At 40.9% G+C, this 23,468-nt stretch carries 20 protein-coding genes and 1 rRNA gene; 9 read left to right on the top strand and 12 right to left on the bottom strand.

Going from position 1 to position 23,468, the window contains the following annotated elements; genetic code table 11:
- Positions 1 to 20: 20 nt before the first annotated feature.
- A complete protein-coding gene (locus tag AC1DVB_RS11195; RefSeq protein ID WP_034316160.1) occupies positions 21 to 857 on the bottom strand; it encodes a mechanosensitive ion channel family protein in 837 nt (278 codons plus the stop codon).
- A gap of 371 nt (positions 858 to 1,228) precedes the next feature.
- On the opposite strand from AC1DVB_RS11195, the gene yyaC reads away from it, so the two are divergent.
- Positions 1,229 to 1,864, top strand: a complete 636-nt coding sequence (yyaC, locus tag AC1DVB_RS11190; protein ID WP_053536995.1) for a spore protease YyaC — start codon at positions 1,229 to 1,231, stop codon at positions 1,862 to 1,864.
- A gap of 49 nt (positions 1,865 to 1,913) precedes the next feature.
- Here yyaC and AC1DVB_RS11185 read toward each other — a convergent pair whose 3' ends face one another.
- From AC1DVB_RS11185 to rpmH, 11 genes are all read right to left on the bottom strand, one after another.
- Positions 1,914 to 2,615, bottom strand: coding sequence for a DUF554 domain-containing protein (locus AC1DVB_RS11185; RefSeq protein WP_057278279.1), 702 nt, complete (start codon positions 2,613 to 2,615; stop codon positions 1,914 to 1,916).
- A gap of 52 nt (positions 2,616 to 2,667) precedes the next feature.
- Positions 2,668 to 3,528 carry a ParB/RepB/Spo0J family partition protein gene (locus AC1DVB_RS11180; protein ID WP_477589258.1) on the bottom strand — a complete coding sequence of 287 codons (861 nt, stop codon included), beginning with the start codon at positions 3,526 to 3,528 and terminating at the stop codon, positions 2,668 to 2,670.
- Positions 3,521 to 4,282: a ParA family protein gene (locus AC1DVB_RS11175; RefSeq protein WP_034316249.1), complete on the bottom strand. Its 762-nt coding sequence runs from the start codon at positions 4,280 to 4,282 to the stop codon at positions 3,521 to 3,523. Before AC1DVB_RS11175 ends, AC1DVB_RS11180 begins: the two co-directional genes overlap by 8 nt.
- A gap of 260 nt (positions 4,283 to 4,542) precedes the next feature.
- Entirely contained in the window at positions 4,543 to 5,403 is an 861-nt protein-coding gene (gene noc / locus AC1DVB_RS11170) for a nucleoid occlusion protein (protein ID WP_034316169.1), read from the bottom strand.
- A gap of 380 nt (positions 5,404 to 5,783) precedes the next feature.
- Complete coding sequence (rsmG, locus tag AC1DVB_RS11165) at positions 5,784 to 6,500, bottom strand: 16S rRNA (guanine(527)-N(7))-methyltransferase RsmG (protein WP_230135001.1); 717 nt, start codon at positions 6,498 to 6,500, stop codon at positions 5,784 to 5,786.
- A gap of 29 nt (positions 6,501 to 6,529) precedes the next feature.
- Positions 6,530 to 8,416 (bottom strand): tRNA uridine-5-carboxymethylaminomethyl(34) synthesis enzyme MnmG, encoded by a 1,887-nt coding sequence (gene mnmG / locus AC1DVB_RS11160; protein ID WP_230135002.1) that lies wholly within the window; start codon positions 8,414 to 8,416, stop codon positions 6,530 to 6,532.
- 21 nt (positions 8,417 to 8,437) lie between these two features.
- On the bottom strand, positions 8,438 to 9,823 hold the full coding sequence (gene mnmE, locus AC1DVB_RS11155) for a tRNA uridine-5-carboxymethylaminomethyl(34) synthesis GTPase MnmE (protein ID WP_239859897.1): 1,386 nt from the start codon (positions 9,821 to 9,823) through the stop codon (positions 8,438 to 8,440).
- Between the two features lie 335 nt (positions 9,824 to 10,158).
- The gene (jag, locus tag AC1DVB_RS11150; protein WP_230135005.1) at positions 10,159 to 10,779 is read right to left on the bottom strand and encodes an RNA-binding cell elongation regulator Jag/EloR; all 621 of its coding nucleotides are present in this window, start codon (positions 10,777 to 10,779) and stop codon (positions 10,159 to 10,161) included.
- Positions 10,776 to 11,564 carry a YidC family membrane integrase SpoIIIJ gene (gene spoIIIJ, locus AC1DVB_RS11145; RefSeq protein ID WP_053537000.1) on the bottom strand — a complete coding sequence of 263 codons (789 nt, stop codon included), beginning with the start codon at positions 11,562 to 11,564 and terminating at the stop codon, positions 10,776 to 10,778. The genes jag and spoIIIJ overlap by 4 nt, the downstream gene beginning before the upstream one ends.
- Positions 11,565 to 11,738: 174 nt before the next feature.
- Positions 11,739 to 12,095 (bottom strand): ribonuclease P protein component, encoded by a 357-nt coding sequence (rnpA, locus tag AC1DVB_RS11140; RefSeq protein WP_057278285.1) that lies wholly within the window; start codon positions 12,093 to 12,095, stop codon positions 11,739 to 11,741.
- Positions 12,096 to 12,175: 80 nt separating this feature from the next.
- A complete protein-coding gene (gene rpmH, locus AC1DVB_RS11135) occupies positions 12,176 to 12,310 on the bottom strand; it encodes a 50S ribosomal protein L34 (protein WP_034316183.1) in 135 nt (44 codons plus the stop codon).
- A 931-nt stretch (positions 12,311 to 13,241) separates the two neighbouring features.
- On the opposite strand from rpmH, the gene dnaA reads away from it, so the two are divergent.
- From dnaA to AC1DVB_RS11095, 8 genes are all read left to right on the top strand, one after another.
- A complete protein-coding gene (gene dnaA, locus AC1DVB_RS11130) occupies positions 13,242 to 14,591 on the top strand; it encodes a chromosomal replication initiator protein DnaA (protein ID WP_034316187.1) in 1,350 nt (449 codons plus the stop codon).
- Between the two features lie 192 nt (positions 14,592 to 14,783).
- Positions 14,784 to 15,920 (top strand): DNA polymerase III subunit beta, encoded by a 1,137-nt coding sequence (gene dnaN, locus AC1DVB_RS11125; protein WP_054398443.1) that lies wholly within the window; start codon positions 14,784 to 14,786, stop codon positions 15,918 to 15,920.
- A gap of 219 nt (positions 15,921 to 16,139) precedes the next feature.
- A complete protein-coding gene (gene yaaA / locus AC1DVB_RS11120) occupies positions 16,140 to 16,352 on the top strand; it encodes a S4 domain-containing protein YaaA (protein ID WP_034316192.1) in 213 nt (70 codons plus the stop codon).
- A gap of 21 nt (positions 16,353 to 16,373) precedes the next feature.
- The gene (gene recF, locus AC1DVB_RS11115; RefSeq protein WP_034316194.1) at positions 16,374 to 17,492 is read left to right on the top strand and encodes a DNA replication/repair protein RecF; all 1,119 of its coding nucleotides are present in this window, start codon (positions 16,374 to 16,376) and stop codon (positions 17,490 to 17,492) included.
- 12 nt (positions 17,493 to 17,504) lie between these two features.
- Complete coding sequence (remB, locus tag AC1DVB_RS11110; RefSeq protein WP_034316197.1) at positions 17,505 to 17,768, top strand: extracellular matrix regulator RemB; 264 nt, start codon at positions 17,505 to 17,507, stop codon at positions 17,766 to 17,768.
- Positions 17,769 to 17,843: 75 nt separating this feature from the next.
- Entirely contained in the window at positions 17,844 to 19,769 is a 1,926-nt protein-coding gene (gene gyrB, locus AC1DVB_RS11105) for a DNA topoisomerase (ATP-hydrolyzing) subunit B (RefSeq protein ID WP_057278321.1), read from the top strand.
- 95 nt (positions 19,770 to 19,864) lie between these two features.
- Positions 19,865 to 22,417, top strand: a complete 2,553-nt coding sequence (gene gyrA / locus AC1DVB_RS11100; protein WP_057278287.1) for a DNA gyrase subunit A — start codon at positions 19,865 to 19,867, stop codon at positions 22,415 to 22,417.
- A gap of 742 nt (positions 22,418 to 23,159) precedes the next feature.
- Positions 23,160 to 23,468: ribosomal RNA gene (locus tag AC1DVB_RS11095) — 16S ribosomal RNA — on the top strand; the annotation flags it as partial.

Below are 23,468 nucleotides of genomic sequence, written 5' to 3'. Positions count from 1 at the left end.
AATCATGAGCCCCCCAATTCCTATGACTCGCTGCCATTGTACGTAGATTTAATCCCACTTGCATCAAGCGCAGCACTTATTTCTTTTCTTAATATCCTACTGATTTCAATATGATGCATCGGCTTTGTTTCCGCTTTAATCCGAAAGACGATTTCTTCAGGACTGATTTTTTCAATTCCCAAAAATTCAGGTGCTTTGATCAAGGCTTCGTATTTGCCTTCCATACTGTTTAAAAGATCAATCAGCACCTTCTCAGCACGCTCGGTCGATCCATCGTTAGGTATGGTCACATCAACAATTGCCATACTATTTAAAATGGAATAATTCGTAACCTGGATGATGCTGCCGTTGGGTATGAAGTGCAATTCACCTGCACCGCTTTTAATTTTCGTCGTACGAAGCCCGATTTCAATGACTTCCCCTTCAAAAGTATTGATTTTAATATAATCCCCAACCGAGAACTGATCTTCAAAGATAACGAAAAACCCGGTAATTATATCCTTGACCAAACTTTGTGCGCCAAATCCAATGGCCAAACCGAGAACACCGGCACCAGCGAGTAATGGCATTACATGAAGACCAAGAATCTCCAGAATCATCAACAAGGCAATGAAATTGATGACATAGGTAATGATATTTTCCAGCAATTTAATGAGTGTCGCTTCCCTGCGTTCCGTTACCCGAATGGGACTTCTTAAACGTGCTTTGAAAAATTTATTCAGAATAGTCTTTCCTATTGTAATAATAATACGCGATAACAGCAGAACAAGGAAGATTTTAATAATACCCTCGCCCATCAGCAGCCATATCTTTTCATCCAATATCTCTTTTGCAACGTTATCATAAATACGATCCATATTTTCCTCCTGCCTAATGCAAATAACAGCAAATCTATTATATCTTCGACGTATTCCTCTACCCTCCATGCATGGAGGTAACCATGAAATAGCGAGATTTTCTCTATTTTATCAATAAATAATGGTTTCTGTACAAAAAAATTATGGGTATATAGTTAATAGAATTTAGAAATTTTATCCCGAACATTCAAATGATTATTTACTAGAAAGTATAGATGAAAGCAATTGGTAGAGGATAACGTCGATTCATATCCCCTTCACCTGTTTGCATGTTTTGCAAAAAATTCCCTCACCCATCATGTTAAATACCGTATATTTTCCCCTTTTTATCCGTATACTGTAATACCAAATAAAGTAAAGGAGTTGAGCCGATGAATCTGAATTCTAGTCTATTTAATAATAATAAAAATAGATTAAGTCGCATCCTGCATGAAGATACGGATGCATCCAAACAAATTTCCCAGGAATTAATCAACCTCCTCCCAACAGGAAAGCTTCAACCAATCGTCATCGTCTGCATAGGCACAGACCGTTCCACAGGCGATTCACTCGGACCACTTGTCGGCACTCTGCTCAGTGAAAAGGCTGAAAACAGTTCTTCTTCATTCCATGTTTATGGTACTCTGGATGACCCTATACATGCGATGAATTTACAGGAAAAATTAAATGAAATTAAAAAGCTACATGCCAATGCCTTTATAGTCGGAATCGATGCTTGCTTGGGGAAAATGAAAAGCGTCGGCATCGTTCAGATCGGCCAGGGACCAGTTAAGCCGGGTGCCGGGGTCAATAAAGACCTTCCTTCCGTCGGAAATGCCCATATTACAGGAATCGTGAATGTAAGTGGATTCATGGAGTTCATGGTCTTGCAGAACACGCGTCTTAATCTTGTGCTAAAAATGGCGAAAACCATTGCCGAGGGGATTTATGAAGCACAAAATCATTATCCAATAAAACCTTCCATCACTCCTTTCACATGGTCATTCAAGCAAGAAAAAACCCTTTGATCGGTTTTTTCATAAAAAAGAAGGAAGGGGCCAGCCCCTTCCTTCTTTTTTATGCATAATACATGAAAGTAACCAGAATGGCAGTGATCATTATGCCCGGAAGCAGATTCGCCACCCTGATTTTGGTGACACCGATAATATTCAAACCAATCGCCAAAATCATGACTCCACCAGTTGCAGTCATTTCCAATATGAAGGAATCCATTAATGCAGATGGGATCATCGTATTGATTTGCCTTGAAAAAACCGCCAGGAATCCCTCATAAAGAATGATAGGAAATGCTGAAAAAAGTACCCCTATGCCTAACGTGCTGGCGAGGACAAGTGCTGTGAATCCATCGATTATCGCTTTTGTTATCAAAACGTCATGATCATTCCGGATACCGCTATCCAGGGCACCGATAATGGCCATCGCCCCAATTCCAAATATGAGCGTAGCTGTTACAAACCCCTGAGATATCGAGGTTCCTTCCTTCGCTTTCATCCTGCGTTCAATCCAATTGCCTAAAGAATTAAGCCTGCCCTCAAGATTCATCCATTCACCGAGGACCGCCCCGCCGACAATACTTAAAATGACAACAAGGAAATTATCGCTTTTAAACCCCATCTGCAAACCTAAAACCATCACGGCTAAACCGATACCACTCATGACCGTTTCTTTAATCTTCTCAGGTATATGTTGTAAAAACCTTCCTAAAATCGAGCCGATTAAAATGCAGGCACCGTTCACCAAAGCCCCTAATAATACCATCTCATCCACCTAATTTTCTGCATATGTCTTCATGATCTTTTCATAAGGGGATCTAAGAGGAAAGGTTTTCTTGATCGATCAAGTTCAAAATTCTCTCTAAATCTTCTTTTGAAAAGAATTCTATTTCTATTTTTCCTTTTTTCTTGCTTTGTTTTATCGTTACGCTCGTTCCTAGTCTTTCACGCAGACTTGTCTCCCTTTGCTTTATGAAGATATCTTTTTTCTCTTGTTTCTTAGGTTTGGTTTCACGTGAAACGGTATCATTCAATTGATGTATATACTGCTCCAGCTGTCTGACATTCATCCCTTCCTTGAGGACTTTATCCGCTACCGGCTTGAGCATCTCTTTTTTCTTTAAACCCAGCAATGCCCGGCCATGTCCCATGGAAATTTCCCCGTCGGAGATATATCTCCTAATTCCTTCTGGCAAAGATAGTAATCTAACATGGTTCGCAATATGGGGTCGGCTTTTCCCCAGCCGGTTGGCCAGCTGCTCCTGGGTGAATTCCAATTTTTCAAGAAGCGTTTGATAAGCGGTAGCCTCTTCGATCGGATTCAAATCTTCCCGTTGCAGGTTTTCCAAAATGGCCAGTTCCATCATCTGCTGTTCACTCAATTCCCTCACAACGACTGGAACTGTCTTTAAATCAGCTTCCTTGGCAGCACGATAACGCCTTTCCCCAGCCACGATTTCATATCCCTTAATACTTTTCCGGGCAATAATCGGCTGTAATATCCCATGCTCCATGATGGATTGCTTTAATTCCTCTATAGCTTCTAGCCGAAAGCTCTTTCGGGGCTGATAAGGATTTGGCCTTAATTCCCTTAATTTGATTTCGCGCACGATTTCATCTTTACTGATCTCCCCACTGTTGAAAAGTGCGTTAAGTCCTTTGCCAAGCCCTTTAGCCATTTGATACCACTTCCTTTGCCAATTCTAGATAGACCTCCGCCCCTCGTGACTTTGGATCATATATAATTATCGGTTCTCCATGGCTCGGTGCTTCACTCAAACGGACATTGCGGGGAATGATGGTTTGGTAGACTTTATCCTGAAAGTATTTTTTGACTTCTTCTATGACCTGGAGACCTAAATTTGTTCTTGCATCCAACATCGTCAATAGCACACCCTCGATTTTCAAATCATGGTTCAAATGCTTTTGGACGAGGCGGACCGTATTCAATAGTTGACTCAAACCCTCCAATGCATAATATTCACATTGTACTGGGATCAAAACAGCATCGGCAGCCGTTAAGGCATTAAGCGTAAGCAAACCCAATGATGGAGGGCAGTCAATCACAATGTAATCATACTGGCTTTGCACCTCTTCTAACGCCCTTTTTAATCGGACTTCCCTTGAGATGGTTGGAACAAGTTCAATTTCTGCACCTGCAAGTTGAATTGTCGCAGGTATAGCATATAGGTTTTCCACCTTTGTTTCCATGATAACGGTACTGGCCTCAACATCATCAACCAATACATCATAAATACATTGTTCCACATCTGCTTTGTCAATACCTGCACCGCTTGTCGCATTTCCCTGCGGGTCAATATCGACCATTAAGACTTTCTGTCCAATGTATGCAAGACAAGCACTTAAACTGACAGAAGTTGTCGTTTTTCCAACACCGCCCTTTTGATTGGCAATGGCGAGAATCTTACCCACGAATTCACCCGCTTTCAACTATCTTCATGACGCTTTATCTATTGATTTTTACCGTGAATCCAATTATTTCTTTCTATTTTATCATGAATGTTACTGGAAGAAATCGTTTTCTGAAATTCCTCTTAAAATTTGAAATACTTCTAAAAGCATTGAAAATCCAGGAAAATTTGAGTGTTTTAAAAGTGGAAAATGCCAGTTTTGGAGAGAAAATAAAAAAAGCTTGGTAATCGGAGACTACCAAGCGGGCTAAGGATGGGGAATCAAGTTTTTTTCTTGGGTATTTTAATCGTGAACTGATAATACTCCTCGAATTCTTCTTCCTCTGCATCCAGATTTATTCCATTGTCTGTAACCATACTGAGTGATTGGCGGATAGTATTCACGGCAATCCTCATGTCTTTACTAAACGCTTTTCGCTTAGGTTTCGGCTTCTGCACAGTACCCGTTAAGAGCTTGACGACCTGCTCTTCAGTCTGCTTGACGTTTAACCCTTTTTCGATGATTTCCAAAAGCAGTTTCAACTGCTTTTCAGGACTCTTTAACGGTATCAACGAGCGGGCATGGCGTTCCGTAATTTGCTTTTGAAGAAGTGCATCCTGAACCTCCTGCGGCAGCTTAAGCAGCCGAAGCTTATTCGCCACGGTGGATTGACCAATTCCCAGTCTTTGTGCCAGGGCTTCTTGGGTTAAACTATGCAGCTCCAATAGTTTTCCGTAAGCCAAAGCTTCTTCAATCGGTGTCAGTTCTTCACGCTGAAGGTTTTCTATCAGCGCAACGGAAGCCGTTTCTGTATCGGTGAAATCTTTGATTATAGCAGGTGCCAATTCCCAGCCAAGCTTTTGCATGGCCCGGAAACGACGCTCACCTGCAATGATTTCATATTTTCCCTGACCATAAGCCCTTACTACAATTGGTTGAATGATCCCATGTGTATGGATCGTTTGAGCCAATTCGGCAATTTTATCGTCATTAAAAACGGTCCTTGGTTGAAATCGATTAGGCACAATGTCGGAAATGGAAATTTTTCTTATTTCTTCATTATTATTGCTAGGTGTCTCCATCTCTAGTTGCTCTTCTTCTTTTTCGCCAAACCCAAAGAACCGCGAAAAAGGATGCTTCATCTTCCTACACCACCTTTTAAAACTCCCAAATAACATATTCTCTATTTAAAGGACAAGTCCTGCATACATTTCCCGACATGGTTATACATATGTCCCTTCACTGTAAAAAACATGTCGACTGGCGCCATCAAGGCAATAATGAGGGTCGACGGCCAGTTTTTATATATATCGGCCGGCTTTCCCAAAATTATTTCCCGAATCAGCAAGCTAAGGGCACACGTCTTAACCTGAACCGAAAATGCCTTCTTGTTGGCAAATGCAGTATTAAGTGAAAATAATAAGGTCATACATTTATAGTAAAAGAAAATAAGGGCAAGTACCAGCCATATATATCTGAATCCTCTGCTCTTACTATGAAAACATACTTTATCGTACAGAGGTTATTCAATAGGCTGCTTATTCGGTGTCCCTGGTTTTCTTGGGTATTTTTTAGGAGTCTTCTTCACTTTTTTTACAGTAATGATGTTTCTTTCACTATTTTCCTCTGGCAATGTGAAAGGATGAATTTCTTCGATTTCTCCACCTAATGTAAAAATGGCCTTCTTCCCTGTGTCCATTTCATCTTGTGCACTAGCCGCTTTCATGGCAATGAACGTCCCATCCAGTTTAACAAGCGGCAAACATAGTTCACTTAAAACCGACATCCTGGCTACCGCCCTCGCCATGACAATATCATAGGATTCGCGATGCTCCGGTTTTTGAGCGAAGGTTTCCGCCCGGTCATGATAAAAGGAAACTCCCTTTAATTGCAATGAATCCGCAAGGTGATTCAAAAAAGAAATTCGCTTATTCAAGGAATCCACAATCGAGACGTGGATATCAGGGAAACAAATCTTCAATGGAATACTCGGAAATCCAGCTCCAGCCCCAACATCGCAAATTCGATAGGATTCGTCAAAGTCAAAATAGAAGGCTGCACTGATTGAATCATAAAAATGCTTTAGATAAACTTCTTCTTTATCTGTGATGGCTGTTAAGTTCATCTTTTCGTTCCATTCCACCAATAATCGATAATACGTGTCAAACTGATCAAGCTGTTGAGGAGAGAGCTCGATCCCTTTCTCCAGCAGTGCTTGTTGGAACTGTTCAATATTCATGTTTTTTCAATCCTTTTCGGGTATTTCCGTTACTGAGATACTCTGGCAATCTTACCTTGTTCCAAATAAACAAGCAGAATGGAAACATCAGCGGGATTCACACCGGAAATTCTTGAAGCCTGAGCTACTGATAGCGGGTGGACCTGCTTTAATTTTTGACGTGCTTCCGTTGCAAGACCAGAAATTGCATCATAATCGATATTCTCTGGAATCTTTTTGTTCTCCATTTTTTTCAGGCGATCGACTTGCTGCAAGGATTTTTCGATATATCCTTCATACTTGATCTGGATTTCGACCTGTTCCGTCACTTCTTCACTCAGTTCGACATCACTTGGCGCCAACTTCTGAATATGGGAATAATCCATTTCAGGCCTTTTCAATAAATCGGAGGCACGGATTCCATCCTTTAATTCACTGCCGCCACTTGCAGTAATGACTTCTTGCACCTCTTTGGTCGGTTTGATGAAGTTTGATTTCAATCGTTCCTTTTCCATTTCAACCGCTTCTTTTTTCATAAGGAAACGTTTGTAGCGTTCTTCTTTGATCATTCCGATATTGAATCCAATTTCCGTTAAGCGTAGATCGGCATTATCATGACGCAATAATAAACGATATTCTGCACGTGAAGTCAGCAATCGGTATGGTTCATTCGTGCCTTTCGTTACAAGGTCATCAATGAGAACACCAATATAGGCATCCGAACGGCTTAAAATCAGTTCTTCTTTACCCATTGCATTCAATCCTGCATTAATACCGGCCATCAATCCTTGTCCTGCTGCTTCTTCATAGCCGGATGTCCCGTTAATTTGACCTGCAGTATATAGATTTTTGATTTTCTTCGTTTCAAGTGTAGGCCATAGCTGTGTAGGAACGATGGCATCATATTCAATTGCATATCCAGCACGCATCATTTCCGCTTTTTCAAGTCCCGGAATTGTTTGCAGGATTTTCACTTGCACATCTTCAGGAAGACTGGTGGATAAACCTTGCACATAAACTTCCTTTGTATTGCGACCTTCAGGTTCCAAGAAGATTTGATGCCGTGGTTTATCATTAAAACGAACGACTTTATCTTCTATCGATGGACAATAACGCGGTCCGGTTCCTTTAATCATTCCGGAATACATTGGTGAACGGTGTAGATTATCATCAATGAGCTGATGTGTACCCTCATTCGTATACGTTAACCAGCATGGCAATTGATCCGTTATGAACTTTGTCGTTTCATAAGAAAAGGCACGAGGCACTTCATCGCCAGGCTGAATTTCCGTTTTGCTGTAGTCTATGGAAGAACTATTCACACGTGGAGGCGTTCCTGTTTTAAAACGGACCAAATCAAATCCTAACTGCTCCAAGTGTTCAGAAAGCCTGATGGAAGGCTGCTGATTATTAGGGCCGCTTGAATATTTCAGTTCCCCTAAAATGATTTCACCGCGTAAATATGTTCCCGTCGTGATTACGACAGTTTTCGCACGGTACACCGCACCAGTTTTAGTGATGACACCCGTACATACATCGTTTTCAACAATTAATTCCTCTACCATTCCTTGAATCAATGTCAAATTTTCTTGGTCTTCTATCGTCTTTTTCATTTCTTGCTGATAGAGAAATTTATCTGCCTGCGCCCGCAGCGCACGAACGGCCGGACCTTTTGCCGTATTGAGCATCCTCATTTGAATATGGGTCTTGTCGATATTTCTTCCCATTTCACCGCCCAAAGCGTCAATTTCCCTAACGACTATCCCTTTTGCCGGTCCGCCGACGGAGGGATTGCATGGCATAAAGGCGACCATATCCAGGTTAATGGTGATCATCAACGTTTTAGCTCCTACTCTTGCAGCTGCAAGGCCCGCCTCACTGCCAGCATGACCGGCACCAATAACAATGACATCATAGCTACCTGCTTCGTATTGCATATCCTTTTCCTCCTTTTACGCTTATTTTCCTAAACAAAATTGAGAGAACAATTGGTTGATCAAATTATCCTGAACGCTTTCGCCAATGATTTCTCCAAGTAACTCCCATGCTTTCGTGAAGTCGATTTGAACCAAGTCAACCGGCGTACCCATTTCAATAGCATCAATTGCATCTTCGATAGCCTGTAATGCCTGTCCCAGCAAAGCTATATGCCTTGCATTGGACACATAGGTCAGGTCTCCCGTTTCTAAAGAACCTTCGAAAAATAAAGAAGCGATCGCTTCTTCCAATTCATCGACCCCTCGATCTTCCAGTAATGAAGTCGTAACGACTTTATGGGATGCAGCCATTTCCTTAACTTTTGCCATATCGATTTTTTGTGGAAGGTCTGTTTTATTGATGATAACGATAACATCCATTCCCTCAACCGCTTGGAATAGTTTCTCATCTTCAGTAGTGAACTCATCGGAATAGTTCAATACAAGCAATATTAAATCCGCTTCTTTTAATACTGCACGAGACCGTTCAACTCCAATTCGTTCAACGATATCTTCCGTTTCGCGAATTCCTGCTGTATCGACAAGTTTAAGCGGTACACCGCGAACATTGACATACTCTTCAATAACATCACGTGTTGTACCTGGAATATCAGTGACGATCGCTTTGTTTTCATGAACTAAGCTGTTAAGCAATGAAGATTTTCCGACATTGGGACGACCTATGATAACGGTCGCAAGTCCATCCCGAAGTATTTTCCCCTGTTGAGCCGTGTGAAGCAGCTTCTCTATTTCATTCTTTACATAACTGCCTTTTTCCAAAAATAAACGATGCGTCATTTCTTCGACATCATCATATTCCGGATAATCTATATTTACCTCGACTTGAGCGAGGGTCTGTAAAATTTCCTGACGCAGATTTTGGATTAATTTCGAAAGCCGGCCTTCCATTTGACCTAATGCAACATTCATGGCTTTATCCGTTTTAGCACGGATTAAGTCCATAACGGCCTCAGCTTGGGAAAGATCGATCCTGCCATTCAAAAAAGCCCGTTTCGTAAATTCACCAGGTTCCGCTAAACGAGCACCTTGTGAGAGAATAAGCTGCAGTACCCTATTGACCGAAACGATTCCACCGTGACAATTTATTTCAACTACATCTTCCCTTGTAAATGTCTTTGGACCCATCATGACCGAAACCATGACTTCCTCTATGATTTCACCTGTTTTAGGCTGGATAAGGTGGCCATAATGAATCGTATGTGATTTCACTTCAAGCAATCCTTTTCCACCTGGTCCTTTAAAGATCCTATCGGCTATTTCTATGGCCTCATCACCGCTGATTCTAACGATGGCGATCGCCCCTTCCCCTAAGGGAGTAGAGATAGCGGTGATTGTATCGAATTCCATGCTTTCACCTCTTATATATTGATGGTTCTATTTTTTTCTGATAATAAAATCGTCGAATCCCTAAATTACTACAATACCACAGTATATTCATGAAAAAAAGTAGATACTCCTTCCTTCCAAGAGTTATCCACACGCCGTTAATCCATATTCTGTAACAACCATTTTAACTTATCCACATGTGAATAACAAATATCGCCCGCTTCATTTTCTTCCATCCCCTTTAAGGATCAAGAAAATATAAAAAATTTGTCACTTATTGTTGAATGGAAAATTCGCAAAAAAAATATTCGACATTCATCCCTAAAAAAAAGAACCCCTGCTTAAAAGCAGAAGGTTCATTTAAGTGGAGTGATGACCAAGTGACGATATGGCTCCGTCCCACTTGAGGTTGTTTTTATTTTTGGATAATCCAGGAGAGCATTATGGATGACCTTACGTTCATAGGATGGCATCGGCTCCAGTGAAACAGCTTTACCTGTTTTCGTGGCTTTATTTGCCATTCTTTCAGCCAATTGGATTAAGGTGTCATTGCGGCGGCTTCGATAATCTTCTGCATCTACGGTAATATTCAAATACTGCTTCGAATATCGATTTGCTACCAGCTGTGCTAAATACTGAAGTGAATTTAGTGTTTGACCCCTTTTTCCAATCAATAATGCAATTTTATCACCTGATAAATGGAATGTTACGTTCTTACCTTTACGGGTGACATTTATTTGTGCATTGACTCCCATATCGACGCAGACATTCTTCAAAAATCCAAGTGTCTCTTCAATGGGATCCGGAGGCAATGTCACATGGACGATTGCCTTCCTTGCACCAAATAAACCAAAAAATCCTTTTTTTCCTTCATCTTCTACTTCAATCTCCACGCGTTCCTTAGTGCTGTTCAGTTGAGCTAAAGCTAAATTTACTGCTTCTTCGACAGATTGTCCTGTAGCAGTCACTTTTTTCACTTTTTCTTTGCCCCTCCCGCGTTTTCCGCAGCTGCTTTTCTAAGATCCGGACCTTTGATGAAATACGTTTGAACGATACCAAAAATGTTACCAACTACCCAGTAAAGAGAAAGAGCAGCGGGGAAATTAATAGCAAATACAACAATCATGATTGGCATGATGTAAAGCATCATCGTCATTTGTGCCGCCATTTGTGGATTCGAGTTCATTCCAGCCATGGACATCTTTTGCTGGATGAAAGTCGTGATACCTGCAACGACCGGTAAAACATAAACAGGATCCGGGGAACCTAAATCAAACCAAAGAAAACTATGTAAAGCAATTTCTTCCGTACGGCTGATTGCATGGTAAAATCCGATCAAAATCGGCATTTGCACCAATATCGGCAAACATCCCGCCAATGGATTCACATTATATTTCGAAAATAGGGCCATTGTTTCTTGCTGTAGTTTTTGTTGTGTGGCAGCATCTTTTGAGCTGTATTTAGCTTGAAGTTCTTTCATTTCAGGCTGAATGGCCTGCATGGCTTTCGAGCTTTTCACCTGTTTGATCATTAATGGAAGCAATGCCAGGCGAATGATCAGTGTAACGCCGATGATTCCCAAACCATAGTTCTCGCCGAATGCTTCGGAAAGCCAGATGATCAGGGCTGATAATGGATAGACAATGTATGAATTCCAAAAACCTTCACTATCCGCAGTAATAGGTTCTTTAATTTCCGTACACCCTGCCAACAGCATCATTATCGAGGCTAGTCCAATAATGAGTAATATTCGTTTTTTCAACCGTAATTTCCTCCTAACTGCAATCAATCTTTTTTGAAACAATTGTGAACTGTTTATTAGAAGATTTCAAGGAAAAGTAATCCACTTTTTCCACAGTTACAATCGGAATTTTCTATGTCATCTTACTCAAGTAACCATATGATACGAGGAGTCTTATTCGATATTAAGGGGACTTTATTGTTTTTTCATTTTAAAGTTTAGTGATTTAGAACGTTTCAGGACATGTATCAAGCTGCTTTTCACCTGGAAAAAGTCCATCTCCGCCGCTGGTTTTCGAGCAATCACAATATAATCCTTACCCTCTTCTATATCTTCTTTCAATTCCAAAAACGCTTGCCGTATGTATCTTTTGATTTGGTTCCTCATAACGGCGTTCCCGATTTTTTTACTGACAGAAAGGCCGATCCTAAAATGATCCTGACCCGGCTTTTCAAGGACATAGACAACGAATTGCCGATTAGCAGAAGATTCACCTTTTTTAAACACAAGCTGAAATTCATCCTCTTTCTTAATCCTTAACTTTTTTTTCATTTTTACACCTTCATTACATGAATTGAGTCTCAGTAAATCCCTTATTTTGCGAAAAAAGACCACTGAGACTTTTCAGTGGTCTATGCAGATAATACTTTTCTGCCCTTACGGCGACGTGCAGCGATTACTCTACGTCCGTTTTTCGTGCTCATACGTGCACGGAAACCGTGAACTTTACTATGTTTGCGGTTATTCGGTTGATAAGTTCTTTTCATTATATGACACCTCCCTGAGGAATAACAGTTAAAGACAGTCTTTACAATTATATAGATGGAGGTTTCTACTTGTCAACCTCATCCATAAAAAATTTCTTTTTTTAATGCTCAATGTCCAGTAGGCCTTTTTTTACTACCTAGCCTATTGTAAATGATTTTGCTCCGAACTGATATAGAAATTTTTGGGGAAAGGGAAATTTCCATCATTTTATCCATGGCACGAATATGAGATTCGCAAGTAATCCTCCCTTACGACACACCATTCGACAAATTATAAGAACGAACCTGAATCCCTTTCGATCTTTCCCCATGCAGGTCTTCCGGCTTGAACACCTGGTTCATCTCAAATTAATTCGAGCCTATAATCATGGTCTGTGGATAAAATTCGACATGTTTTTTTCTATCCACATCCCATTTTAGAGACTTTTGCACATAACAATGGCCTGTGGAAAAGTTTTTCCCACAAGCCCGGTAAGTTGTGGATAAAGTTTTCTAACCCATTGCAAGACGCCTGAATTTCTGATATTATATTTGTGTTTTCACTCTGAATAACTTTATCAACAGGTAACGTTTATCCACAGACTGTGAATAACTTGTGGATAGTTTATCCGACCTGTGTATATTAATCTGTCCACAGATGGTGGATATTGTCGAAAACCCTTTTTTCTTCTTTATTATATATTTCTTAAAATACCTGTTGATGAATAAACATTCAAATCTGCACTGGCTCACCAGATGTAGTCTGTACAAAGGTTGTACAGCGCAAGATATAGTTTTGGGCACTTCACATTACACAACACAAAAATTCCTTAATACAGCTCACCGAACCTTTGCTGTCAAAATTAATATGAAGACGGCAATCGATGAGTTTATTTGTGCCTATACATTTAGATACAATGATTAAAATTTTTTTTGCAAAGGAGGGATAAGTTTGGATAACATCGATAGCCTCTGGAACCAGGCGCTCGGAAAAATCGAAAAGAAAATCAGTAAACCAAGCTTTGAAACTTGGCTTAAATCAACCAAGGCTTATTTACTGCAAGGTGATACATTAACAGTCACCGCTCCCAATGAATTTGCCAGGGATTGGCTTGAAGAACGCTATTCCCATCTTATTTCCGATGTATTGTTTGAACTTACCGGTGAGGAATTGGAAGCAAAATTCATCATTCCCCCCAATCAAGAAGATGATGATTTTGCCGTTCCTGTTCAGCCTAAAAAGATAAAAAAACAGGATAAAGAGCATGCTGCATTTCCACAGCATATGCTTAATGCGAAAAATACATTCGATACATTTGTCATCGGCTCCGGCAATCGTTTTGCCCATGCCGCGTCTCTCGCTGTCGCAGAAGCTCCGGCCAAAGCCTATAATCCCTTATTCATATACGGGGGCGTCGGCCTTGGAAAAACTCATTTAATGCATGCAATCGGGCATTATGTTCTAGAGCATAATCCGAATGCGAAGGTCGTTTATTTATCGTCTGAAAAGTTCACGAATGAATTCATCAACTCGATCCGGGACAATAAAGCTGGGGAATTCCGTGATAGATACCGAAGCGTGGATGTTTTATTAATTGATGATATTCAATTTCTTGCGGGAAAAGAACAAACTCAAGAAGAGTTTTTCCATACATTCAATGCGCTGCATGAAGAAAGCAAACAGATCGTCATCTCGAGTGACCGCCCGCCAAAAGAGATACCTACACTAGAGGATCGTCTCCGTTCAAGGTTTGAGTGGGGCTTGATCACGGATATCACGCCACCTGATCTGGAAACGCGGATTGCCATATTGCGTAAAAAGGCAAAAGCTGAGGGTCTTGATATCCCGAACGAAGTCATGCTCTATATAGCCAACCAAATCGATTCCAATATTCGTGAGCTTGAGGGTGCACTTATTCGTGTCGTCGCTTATTCTTCATTGATCAATAAAGATATAAATGCCGATTTGGCAGCTGAAGCATTAAAAGACATCATTCCTAGCTCAAAACCTAAAATAATCACCATCTTGGAAATCCAGAAGACGGTCGGTGAACATTATAGTGTCAAACTTGAGGATTTCAAGGCGAAAAAACGGACTAAATCCGTGGCCTTTCCAAGACAGATTGCCATGTATCTTTCCAGGGAATTGACGGACTCATCCCTGCCCAAGATAGGCGATGAATTTGGAGGCCGCGATCATACGACCGTCATCCATGCGCATGAAAAAATCTCCAAACTCATGCAAACGGACACCCAGCTTCAACGTCAGGTTAAAGAAATCCAAGACCAGCTGAGGGTATAATGGATTCTGGATAATGTGAATAACTGGCGACTACTTACACACAGTCTGTCCACATGTGGATAGACTGTTTTTCCTTAGGTTGAGTGGACTTATCCACATATCAACAGGGCCTACTACTATTACTACTATCTTTTTTAATAAAAATTATTAATAAATATGCCTATTCGGCAATAAAAAATTGGAGGATGAAACATGAGATTTATAATCCAAAGAGATCGATTAGTTCATAGTGTCCAAGAAGTAATGAAAGCAGTCACATCAAGAACGACGATTCCGATCCTAACAGGGATAAAGATAAGCGTTACTAGTGAGGGGGTCACTCTAACAGGTAGTGATTCAGATATTTCCATCCAATCATTCATTCCCGCTGAGGTTGACGGAGATGAGATAGTTGAAGTTAAAAGCAGCGGCGGTATAGTCCTGAATGCCCGTTTTTTCAGTGAAATTGTCAAAAAGCTGCCGATGGATACTGTAGAAATTGAAGTGGAGAATAACTTTCAAACGATTATTCGCTCGGGAAAAGCTGAATTTAATCTAAATGGACTGGATCCTGAGGAATATCCTCATCTTCCGATCATTGCAGAAGAAAATATTTTCAAACTTCCAACGGACCTTTTAAAGACCCTCATCCGCCAAACTGGCTTTGCAGTGTCCACGTCAGAAACACGCCCCATCTTAACAGGTGTAAACTTGAAGGTTCAAGATGACGAATTGACCTGTATTGCAACAGATAGCCATAGGCTTGCAATGAGAACAGCCAAAATAGAAAATAAAATTAACGGGACCTATAGCGTTGTCATCCCAGGTAAAAGTCTGAATGAGTTAAGTAAAATCCTTGATGATACAAACGAACTCATTGAAATCGTCATTACCGAAAACCAAGTGCTTTTCAAAGCTGAAAATTTATTATTCTTCTCAAGACTTCTTGAAGGGAATTATCCCGATACATCACGCTTGATTCCATCAGATAGCAAAACCGATGTGACTGTTCATACCAAGGATTTCCTTCAAGCGATCGACAGGGCTTCTTTATTGGCGAGAGAAGGAAGAAATAATGTCGTTAAATTGACAACCCTAGAAGGCCGTATAATCGAAGTCTCTTCCAATACTCCTGAAATTGGTAAAGTAATTGAGGAAGTTCAGGCAGAAGCCATTGAAGGCGAAGACCTGAAGATCTCATTCAGTGCCAAATTCGTAATGGATGCTCTAAAGGCATTGGAAGGATCCGATATAAAAATTAATTTCACAGGTGCAATGCGTCCGTTTGTCATTCGTCCGCTACATGACGATTCCATGCTGCAATTAATTCTCCCGGTAAGGACTTATTAAGCTAAAATAATATTTCAAAAAAATTAAAGGCTTGTATAGCAGGTCTTTAATTTTTTTATATTTAAACATAGGTTTCCAAAGGGTCTTTGGCGTTTTTTCAATGCTGTACGAGACTCTCAATCGCTAAAAACAAGAACTGAAAAAGCTATACTTTGTCTTAATGGGATTAATTTAGTAAAATGAAATATTAAAGACTACTTAGAAATGAGTGAAGCATGAATGGACTCCATAAAAATCAATACTGAATATATTACGCTTGGACAATTCCTGAAATTGGCCGATTTGATCCAAAGCGGCGGAATGGCGAAATGGTTCTTAAGTGAATACGAGGTTTACATTAATGGCGAATTAGACGTGAGAAGAGGCAGAAAATTAAGATCAGGTGATAAAATAGAGATTCCTGGATTTGGCACCTACACAATTACAAGCTAAAACATAAGGGAAGAGCGGAATATGTATATTGAAAATATAAGTTTGAAAAATTACCGCAACTATACCGAATTGAATCTGGCTTTTGAGAATAAAGTCAATGTAATCCTCGGCGAAAATGCTCAAGGAAAAACAAATGTCATGGAATCCATTTTCGTTTTAGCAATGGCAAAATCCCATCGGACCTCAAATGATAAAGAACTTATTCGCTGGGATGAAGAGTATGCTAAAATAGAAGGAAGAGTTAGAAAGAGAAATACCTCAATACCACTTGAGCTGACCATTTCAAAAAAAGGGAAAAAGGCGAAGTGCAACCATATTGAACAAAGAAAGTTGAGTCAATATGTCGGAAATATGAATGTGGTCATGTTTGCGCCTGAGGATCTTAACCTTGTAAAGGGAAGTCCTCTAGTCAGACGCCGTTTTATAGATATGGAAATTGGCCAGGTTTCTCCCGTATACCTTCATGATATGAGCCAATATCATAAAATACTTCAACAAAGAAATCATTACTTAAAGCTTCTGCAGACCCGGAAACAAACGGATACGACGATGCTTGACGTGCTGACCGATCAATTTATTCAGTATGCAGCGAAAATTGTCGAAAGAAGGTACGAGTTTCTTTTAAAGCTCCAGCAATGGGCAGAACCTATTCATTCGGGGATCTCCAGAAATCTAGAAGTATTGAAAATCCAATATAAACCGTCGCTTGATGTATCAGAATCTATGGATTTGACGAAAATGATAGAAGTATACACAGAAAAATTTGATAAAATAAAAACAAGGGAAATTGAACGGGGTGTTACACTGGTAGGTCCTCATCGTGACGACCTGGTTTTTTTTGTGAATGACCGTGATGTCCAGACATACGGTTCACAAGGACAACAGCGTACGACTGCCTTGTCTTTGAAACTTGCCGAAATTGAGCTGATCCATGAAGAAATCGGCGAGTATCCCATTTTATTATTGGATGATGTGTTATCGGAACTCGACGATTTCCGTCAATCCCATTTACTGAATACGATACAGGGGAAAGTGCAAACATTTGTGACGACACCCTCCGTTGATGGAATCGATCATCAAACCCTACGAGAAGCGTCCACCTTTTATGTTAGTCAAGGAAGTATAAAAAAGGTTAAATGATGAGGTGAATGTATGTATCTCCACATTGGTGAAGACATTCTTGTGAAAACGGACGATGTCATAGCCATTTTAGATAAGAAGCTGCTTCAGGCCTCTCCAATCATGAGTGAATTTTTGGAGAAAAAGTCCGATGTAACTTCCCATTTAGCAAAAAACTCGGTTAAATCGATTGTAGTGACGGACAAACAGGTTTATTATTCACCGCTCGCGTCGTCCACCTTGAAAAAGCGTTCACTTCAGCCATCGCTCTTAATCGATGATATAGATATTCTTTGAATTGTAGCTAAACGTTATAATTACTCCTGAAAATTGATAAATGCCAAAAGAAAAGTGTAGGTGATACGTATGACAATGGAACAAAAAGAAGTACAAGCTCAGGCATACGATGAGAATCAGATACAGGTTTTAGAAGGCTTAGAAGCAGTTCGTAAACGTCCGGGGATGTATATCGGCACTACCTCTGCAAAAGGACTTCACCATCTTGTTTGGGAAATTGTCGATAATAGTATTGATGAGGCACTGGCTGGTTTCTGTACGGAAATCAAAGTGACGATCGAAGAAGACAATAGCATAACCGTAGTCGATAATGGTCGGGGGATTCCAGTGGGGATCCATGAAAAAATGGGACGTCCGGCTGTAGAAGTAATCATGACGGTCCTTCATGCGGGCGGTAAATTTGGAGGCGGAGGTTATAAGGTCTCCGGCGGTCTGCATGGTGTGGGGGCATCAGTAGTTAATGCCTTATCCACGGTATTGGAAGTTTACGTTCATCGTGAAGGTAAAATCCATTATCAGCAATTTAACCGCGGTATCCCAAAAGAAGATTTGAAAATCATCGGGGAAACCGATCATACCGGAACGACTGTACACTTCATTCCTGATGGTGAAATCTTCACGGATACCTTGGAATATGACTTTGATACATTAGCCACACGAATCCGCGAGCTTGCATTCCTGAATAAAGGGTTGAAGCTGATCATTGAAGATAAACGTGAAGAAGAAGAAAAAATCAGGGAGTTCCACTATGAGGGCGGTATCAAATCTTATGTTGAGCATTTGAACCGTTCTAAAGAGGTATTGCATGAGGAACCGATTTTCATGGAAGGCGAGAAAGATGGAATTTCCGTTGAATTGGCCCTGCAATATAATGACAGCTATATCAGCAATGTCTTTTCTTTTGCCAATAATATTCATACCTATGAAGGCGGTACACATGAATCGGGATTCAAGACTGCTTTGACCCGTGTCATCAATGATTATGCACGGAAAAATGGTCTTTTAAAAGAAGCGGATACCAATTTCTCAGGTGAAGATGTCCGGGAAGGTTTAACGGCAATCATTTCGATTAAGCATCCTGATCCGCAATTTGAAGGTCAGACGAAAACCAAACTCGGAAACTCTGAGGTAAGAACGGTTACTGATTCCATTCTTTCGGAACGACTTGATGCCTTCTTATACGAAAATCCTGCCGTGGCCCGAAAAATAGTGGATAAAGGGCAAATGGCAGCGAGAGCCCGTTTGGCAGCGAAGAAAGCACGTGAATTGACCCGGAGGAAAAGTGCTTTGGAAGTATCCAATCTACCAGGTAAATTGGCAGATTGTTCTTCTAAGGACCCGAGTATCAGCGAATTATACATCGTTGAAGGAAACTCTGCGGGAGGCTCGGCAAAACAAGGGCGGGACCGCCATTTCCAAGCCATATTGCCGCTAAGGGGTAAAATCCTGAATGTTGAGAAAGCGCGATTGGACAGAATCCTGCACAATGAAGAAATAGGTACGATCATCACAGCACTTGGAACGGGCATTGGTGATGAATTCAATACTGAAAAAGCCAGATACCATAAAATTGTTATCATGACCGATGCGGATGTGGATGGTGCCCATATCAGAACACTGATGTTGACATTCTTCTACCGGTATATGCGAAAAATCATCGAGTATGGATATATATATATTGCTCAGCCGCCACTTTTCAAGATTCAGCAAGGGAAAAAAGTGGATTATGCTTATAATGACCGCGAGCTTGAAGAAATCATGGCAAGTCTGCCAAGTACTCCGAAGCCTAACCTGCAGCGTTATAAAGGGCTGGGGGAAATGAATCCGGAGCAATTGTGGGAAACGACCATGAACCCAGAAACGAGAACGCTGCTTCAAGTCAGTTTGAAAGATGCCGCCGAGGCAGATGAAACTTTCGAGATGCTGATGGGCGACAAGGTAGAACCGCGACGTAACTTCATTGAAGAAAATGCAATTTATGTAAAAAATCTTGATATCTGATTTTTGACAGGATGCTTTTTACATCCTGTTCTTTACATAGTGCACGAACAGTTAAACTTAAATGAGATATAAGCTTTTAATAGGAGGTTGGCTCCATGTCAGAAAATGAAAGATCAGGTGTTAAAGAAATAAATATAAGTACCGAGATGCGGACATCGTTTTTGGATTATGCGATGAGCGTTATCGTGTCGCGGGCTTTGCCTGATGTAAGGGACGGTTTGAAACCGGTACACCGAAGAATTCTTTATGCAATGAACGATCTTGGAATGACTTCGGATAAACCATTTAAGAAATCAGCCCGTATTGTCGGGGAAGTTATCGGTAAATATCACCCCCATGGTGATTCGGCAGTATATGAAACGATGGTACGGATGGCGCAACCTTTTAACTATCGCTATATGCTTGTAGATGGACATGGGAATTTCGGTTCGGTCGATGGTGACCAAGCTGCCGCAATGAGGTACACCGAAGCGAGAATGTCGAAAATCTCGATGGAGTTACTCAGGGACTTAAATAAAGATACGGTCAATTTCCAGGATAACTACGATGGTTCAGAAAGAGAACCAGCCGTCATGCCTGCCCGTTTCCCGAACTTATTGGTGAATGGTTCATCAGGAATAGCGGTAGGAATGGCAACCAATATTCCGCCCCATCAATTAGGTGAGGTAATTGACGGCGTATTGGCTTTAAGCAAGAATCCTGAGATTACAATTCCAGAGTTGATGGAATATATTCCTGGTCCGGACTTTCCGACAGCCGGTTTGATTTTAGGGAGAAGCGGAATCAGAAAGGCCTATGAAACCGGTAAAGGGTCAATCATTCAACGGGCGAAAGTCGAGATTGAAGAGAAACCGAATGGTAAACAGGTAATCCTTGTTAAGGAAATCCCTTATCAAGTGAATAAAGCAAGATTGATTGAAAAAATTGCAGAACTTGCCCGAGATAAGAAAATCGAAGGCATCACCGACTTACGGGATGAATCGGATCGCAATGGTATGCGTATTGTCATGGAGCTTCGAAAGGATGTTAATGCGAATGTCCTTTTAAACAACCTGTATAAGCACACCGCGATGCAGACCACCTTCGGAATCAATCTGCTTGCTTTGGTGGACGGTCAGCCAAAGGTGCTGAATTTAAAACAATGCCTGCGCTACTACTTGGAGCATCAGCAGGTAGTCATACGTCGCAGGACTGAATTTGAACTGCGGAAAGCGGAGGCCCGTGCCCATATTTTAGAAGGTTTGCGTATTGCACTTGATAATTTGGATGCAGTCATCTCGTTGATCCGCAGTTCCCAAACGACAGATATTGCCCGTGAAGGCTTAATGACACAATTCTCACTTTCCGAAAAACAGGCGCAAGCTATCCTGGATATGCGTTTACAGCGCTTGACAGGTCTGGAACGTGAAAAAATTGAAGATGAATATCAGGCATTAATGGCTATAATTGCAGAATATAAAGCGATTCTTGCTGATGAAGAAAAGGTTCTTGAAATTATCCGTGAAGAGCTTCTTGAAATTAAAGAACGTTTTGATGATAAACGGAGAACTGAAATCACATTAGCCGGCTTTGAAAGCCTGGAAGATGAAGATTTAATCCCAGAGGAAAATATAATCGTGACACTTACGCATAACGGTTATATTAAACGCTTGCCTGCAACCACATACCGCAGTCAAAAACGCGGGGGGCGCGGAATACAGGGTATGGGAACGAATACAGATGACTTTGTCGGTCACTTGTTAACCACTTCGACTCATGACACTCTATTATTCTTCACCAACAAAGGTAAAGTCTATCGTTCAAAAGGATATGAAATACCTGAATATGGCAGGACGGCAAAAGGATTGCCGCTTATCAACTTGTTGGAAGTCGATAAAGGCGAGTGGGTCAATGCAATCATACCTGTGAAGGAATTTGCGGACGATTGGTATTTATTCTTCACGACCAGACATGGGATATCAAAGCGTACACCTTTATCGTCCTTTGCAAATATCCGTAATAACGGTTTAATTGCCCTAGGTTTACGTGAAGACGATGAATTGATCTCTGTCCGGCTTACGAATGGAGAGAAACAGATCATAATTGGAACGAAGTCCGGTATGATGATTCGTTTCCCAGAGACGGATGTACGGACAATGGGACGTACTGCAGCAGGAGTAAAAGGAATTTCCTTAGGGACAAATGATGAAGTTGTCGGAATGGAAATTCTTGAAGATGATGAAGAAGTCCTGATCGTTACGAAAAACGGTTATGGAAAAAGGACCTCTGCGGAAGAATACCGTATTCAAAGCCGTGGAGGCAAAGGAATAAAAACATGTAATGTCACTGAGAAAAATGGTGAACTTATAGCCGTGAAAACAGTTACGGGTGAAGATGAAGATTTGATGCTGATTACAGCAGCTGGTGTATTGATCCGAATGGAAGTCGAAGGCATTTCTAAAACGGGCCGTAATACACAGGGTGTTAAGCTCATCCGACTCGAATCTGCAGATAATGAATATGTTTCTACGGTGGCCATCGTAGGAAGGGAAGAAGAAGAAGAAAAAGACCTGGAAATAGAGGCGGTAACAACTCTAGATCCGGATTCTGATCCTGAACCTACGGTAAATGAAGAAAATGAAGAAACTGAAAAAGATACGGAAGAATAATCTTTTACTAAAAAAGGGGTTCGGATTTTAATTCCGAACCCCTTTTGAAATTCCCTTTGATTTTTTTTGAAACAATGAGACAGCGGGGGTATCTATAAGCAACGCTCAAATTGTATAAACCGTAAAAAAATTGTAGACCCAGCAATAAAGCTGGGTCTTTTTTGCATTAGCTCGGTTTCAAATGATATCAGAGTGTTCGGGTTTGGGTAAAGACTCGTTGGCTTCAAGTTACTTCCCAAATAAGCTTCGCTAATTTTTCCATGGGAAGCCGGGTCAAACTGAACAATGGATTCATCGCTGAAATCATTTTTATTGATGCTGGCTCGCAAACATGACCGGTCATAAAGGTGATGGATAGTGGGCAAATTATCAATTTAGGGATTAATCGTGAATTATATATAAAAGAAGTACTATAATGTTTAAAGAAAAAATTCACTCTTGAAATCTAAGCTTTTTCTTCTTGATCAGGGGTAAAGTCATAGTATTTGAAATCTATGAATGGATGAATATTATTTATTTTAAAATAACTATTGCTTTTATTCCTGATACTAGATATAATAACTAAGTCGACAGCGAAAGAATAAAGTTGTTGACAAGGAATAATATAAATGATATATTATTAAAGTCGCTTACGAAGTAACGACGATAAATCGCTCTTTGAAAACTGAACAGAACAAAGCGCCAACGTTAAATTTTAAGTGAGCACACACTATCAAAAAAGCAAATGAGCAAGTCAAACATTTCTTCGGAGAGTTTGATCCTGGCTCAGGACGAACGCTGGCGGCGTGCCTAATACATGCAAGTCGAGCGAATCGAYGGGAGCTTGCTCCCTGAGATTAGCGGCGGACGGGTGAGTAACACGTGGGCAACCTGCCTATAAGACTGGGATAACTTCGGGAAACCGGAGCTAATACCGGATACGTTCTTTTCTCGCATGAGAGAAGATGGAAAGACGGTTTACGCTGTCACTTATAGATGGGCCCGCGGCGCATTAGCTAGTTGGTGAGGTAATGGCTCACCAAGGCGACGATGCGTAGCCGACCTGAGAGGG

It is taken from the genome of Peribacillus sp. P4_D6 (genome assembly GCF_056401795.1).
This window is presented reverse-complemented; position numbering and strand designations above follow the sequence as displayed.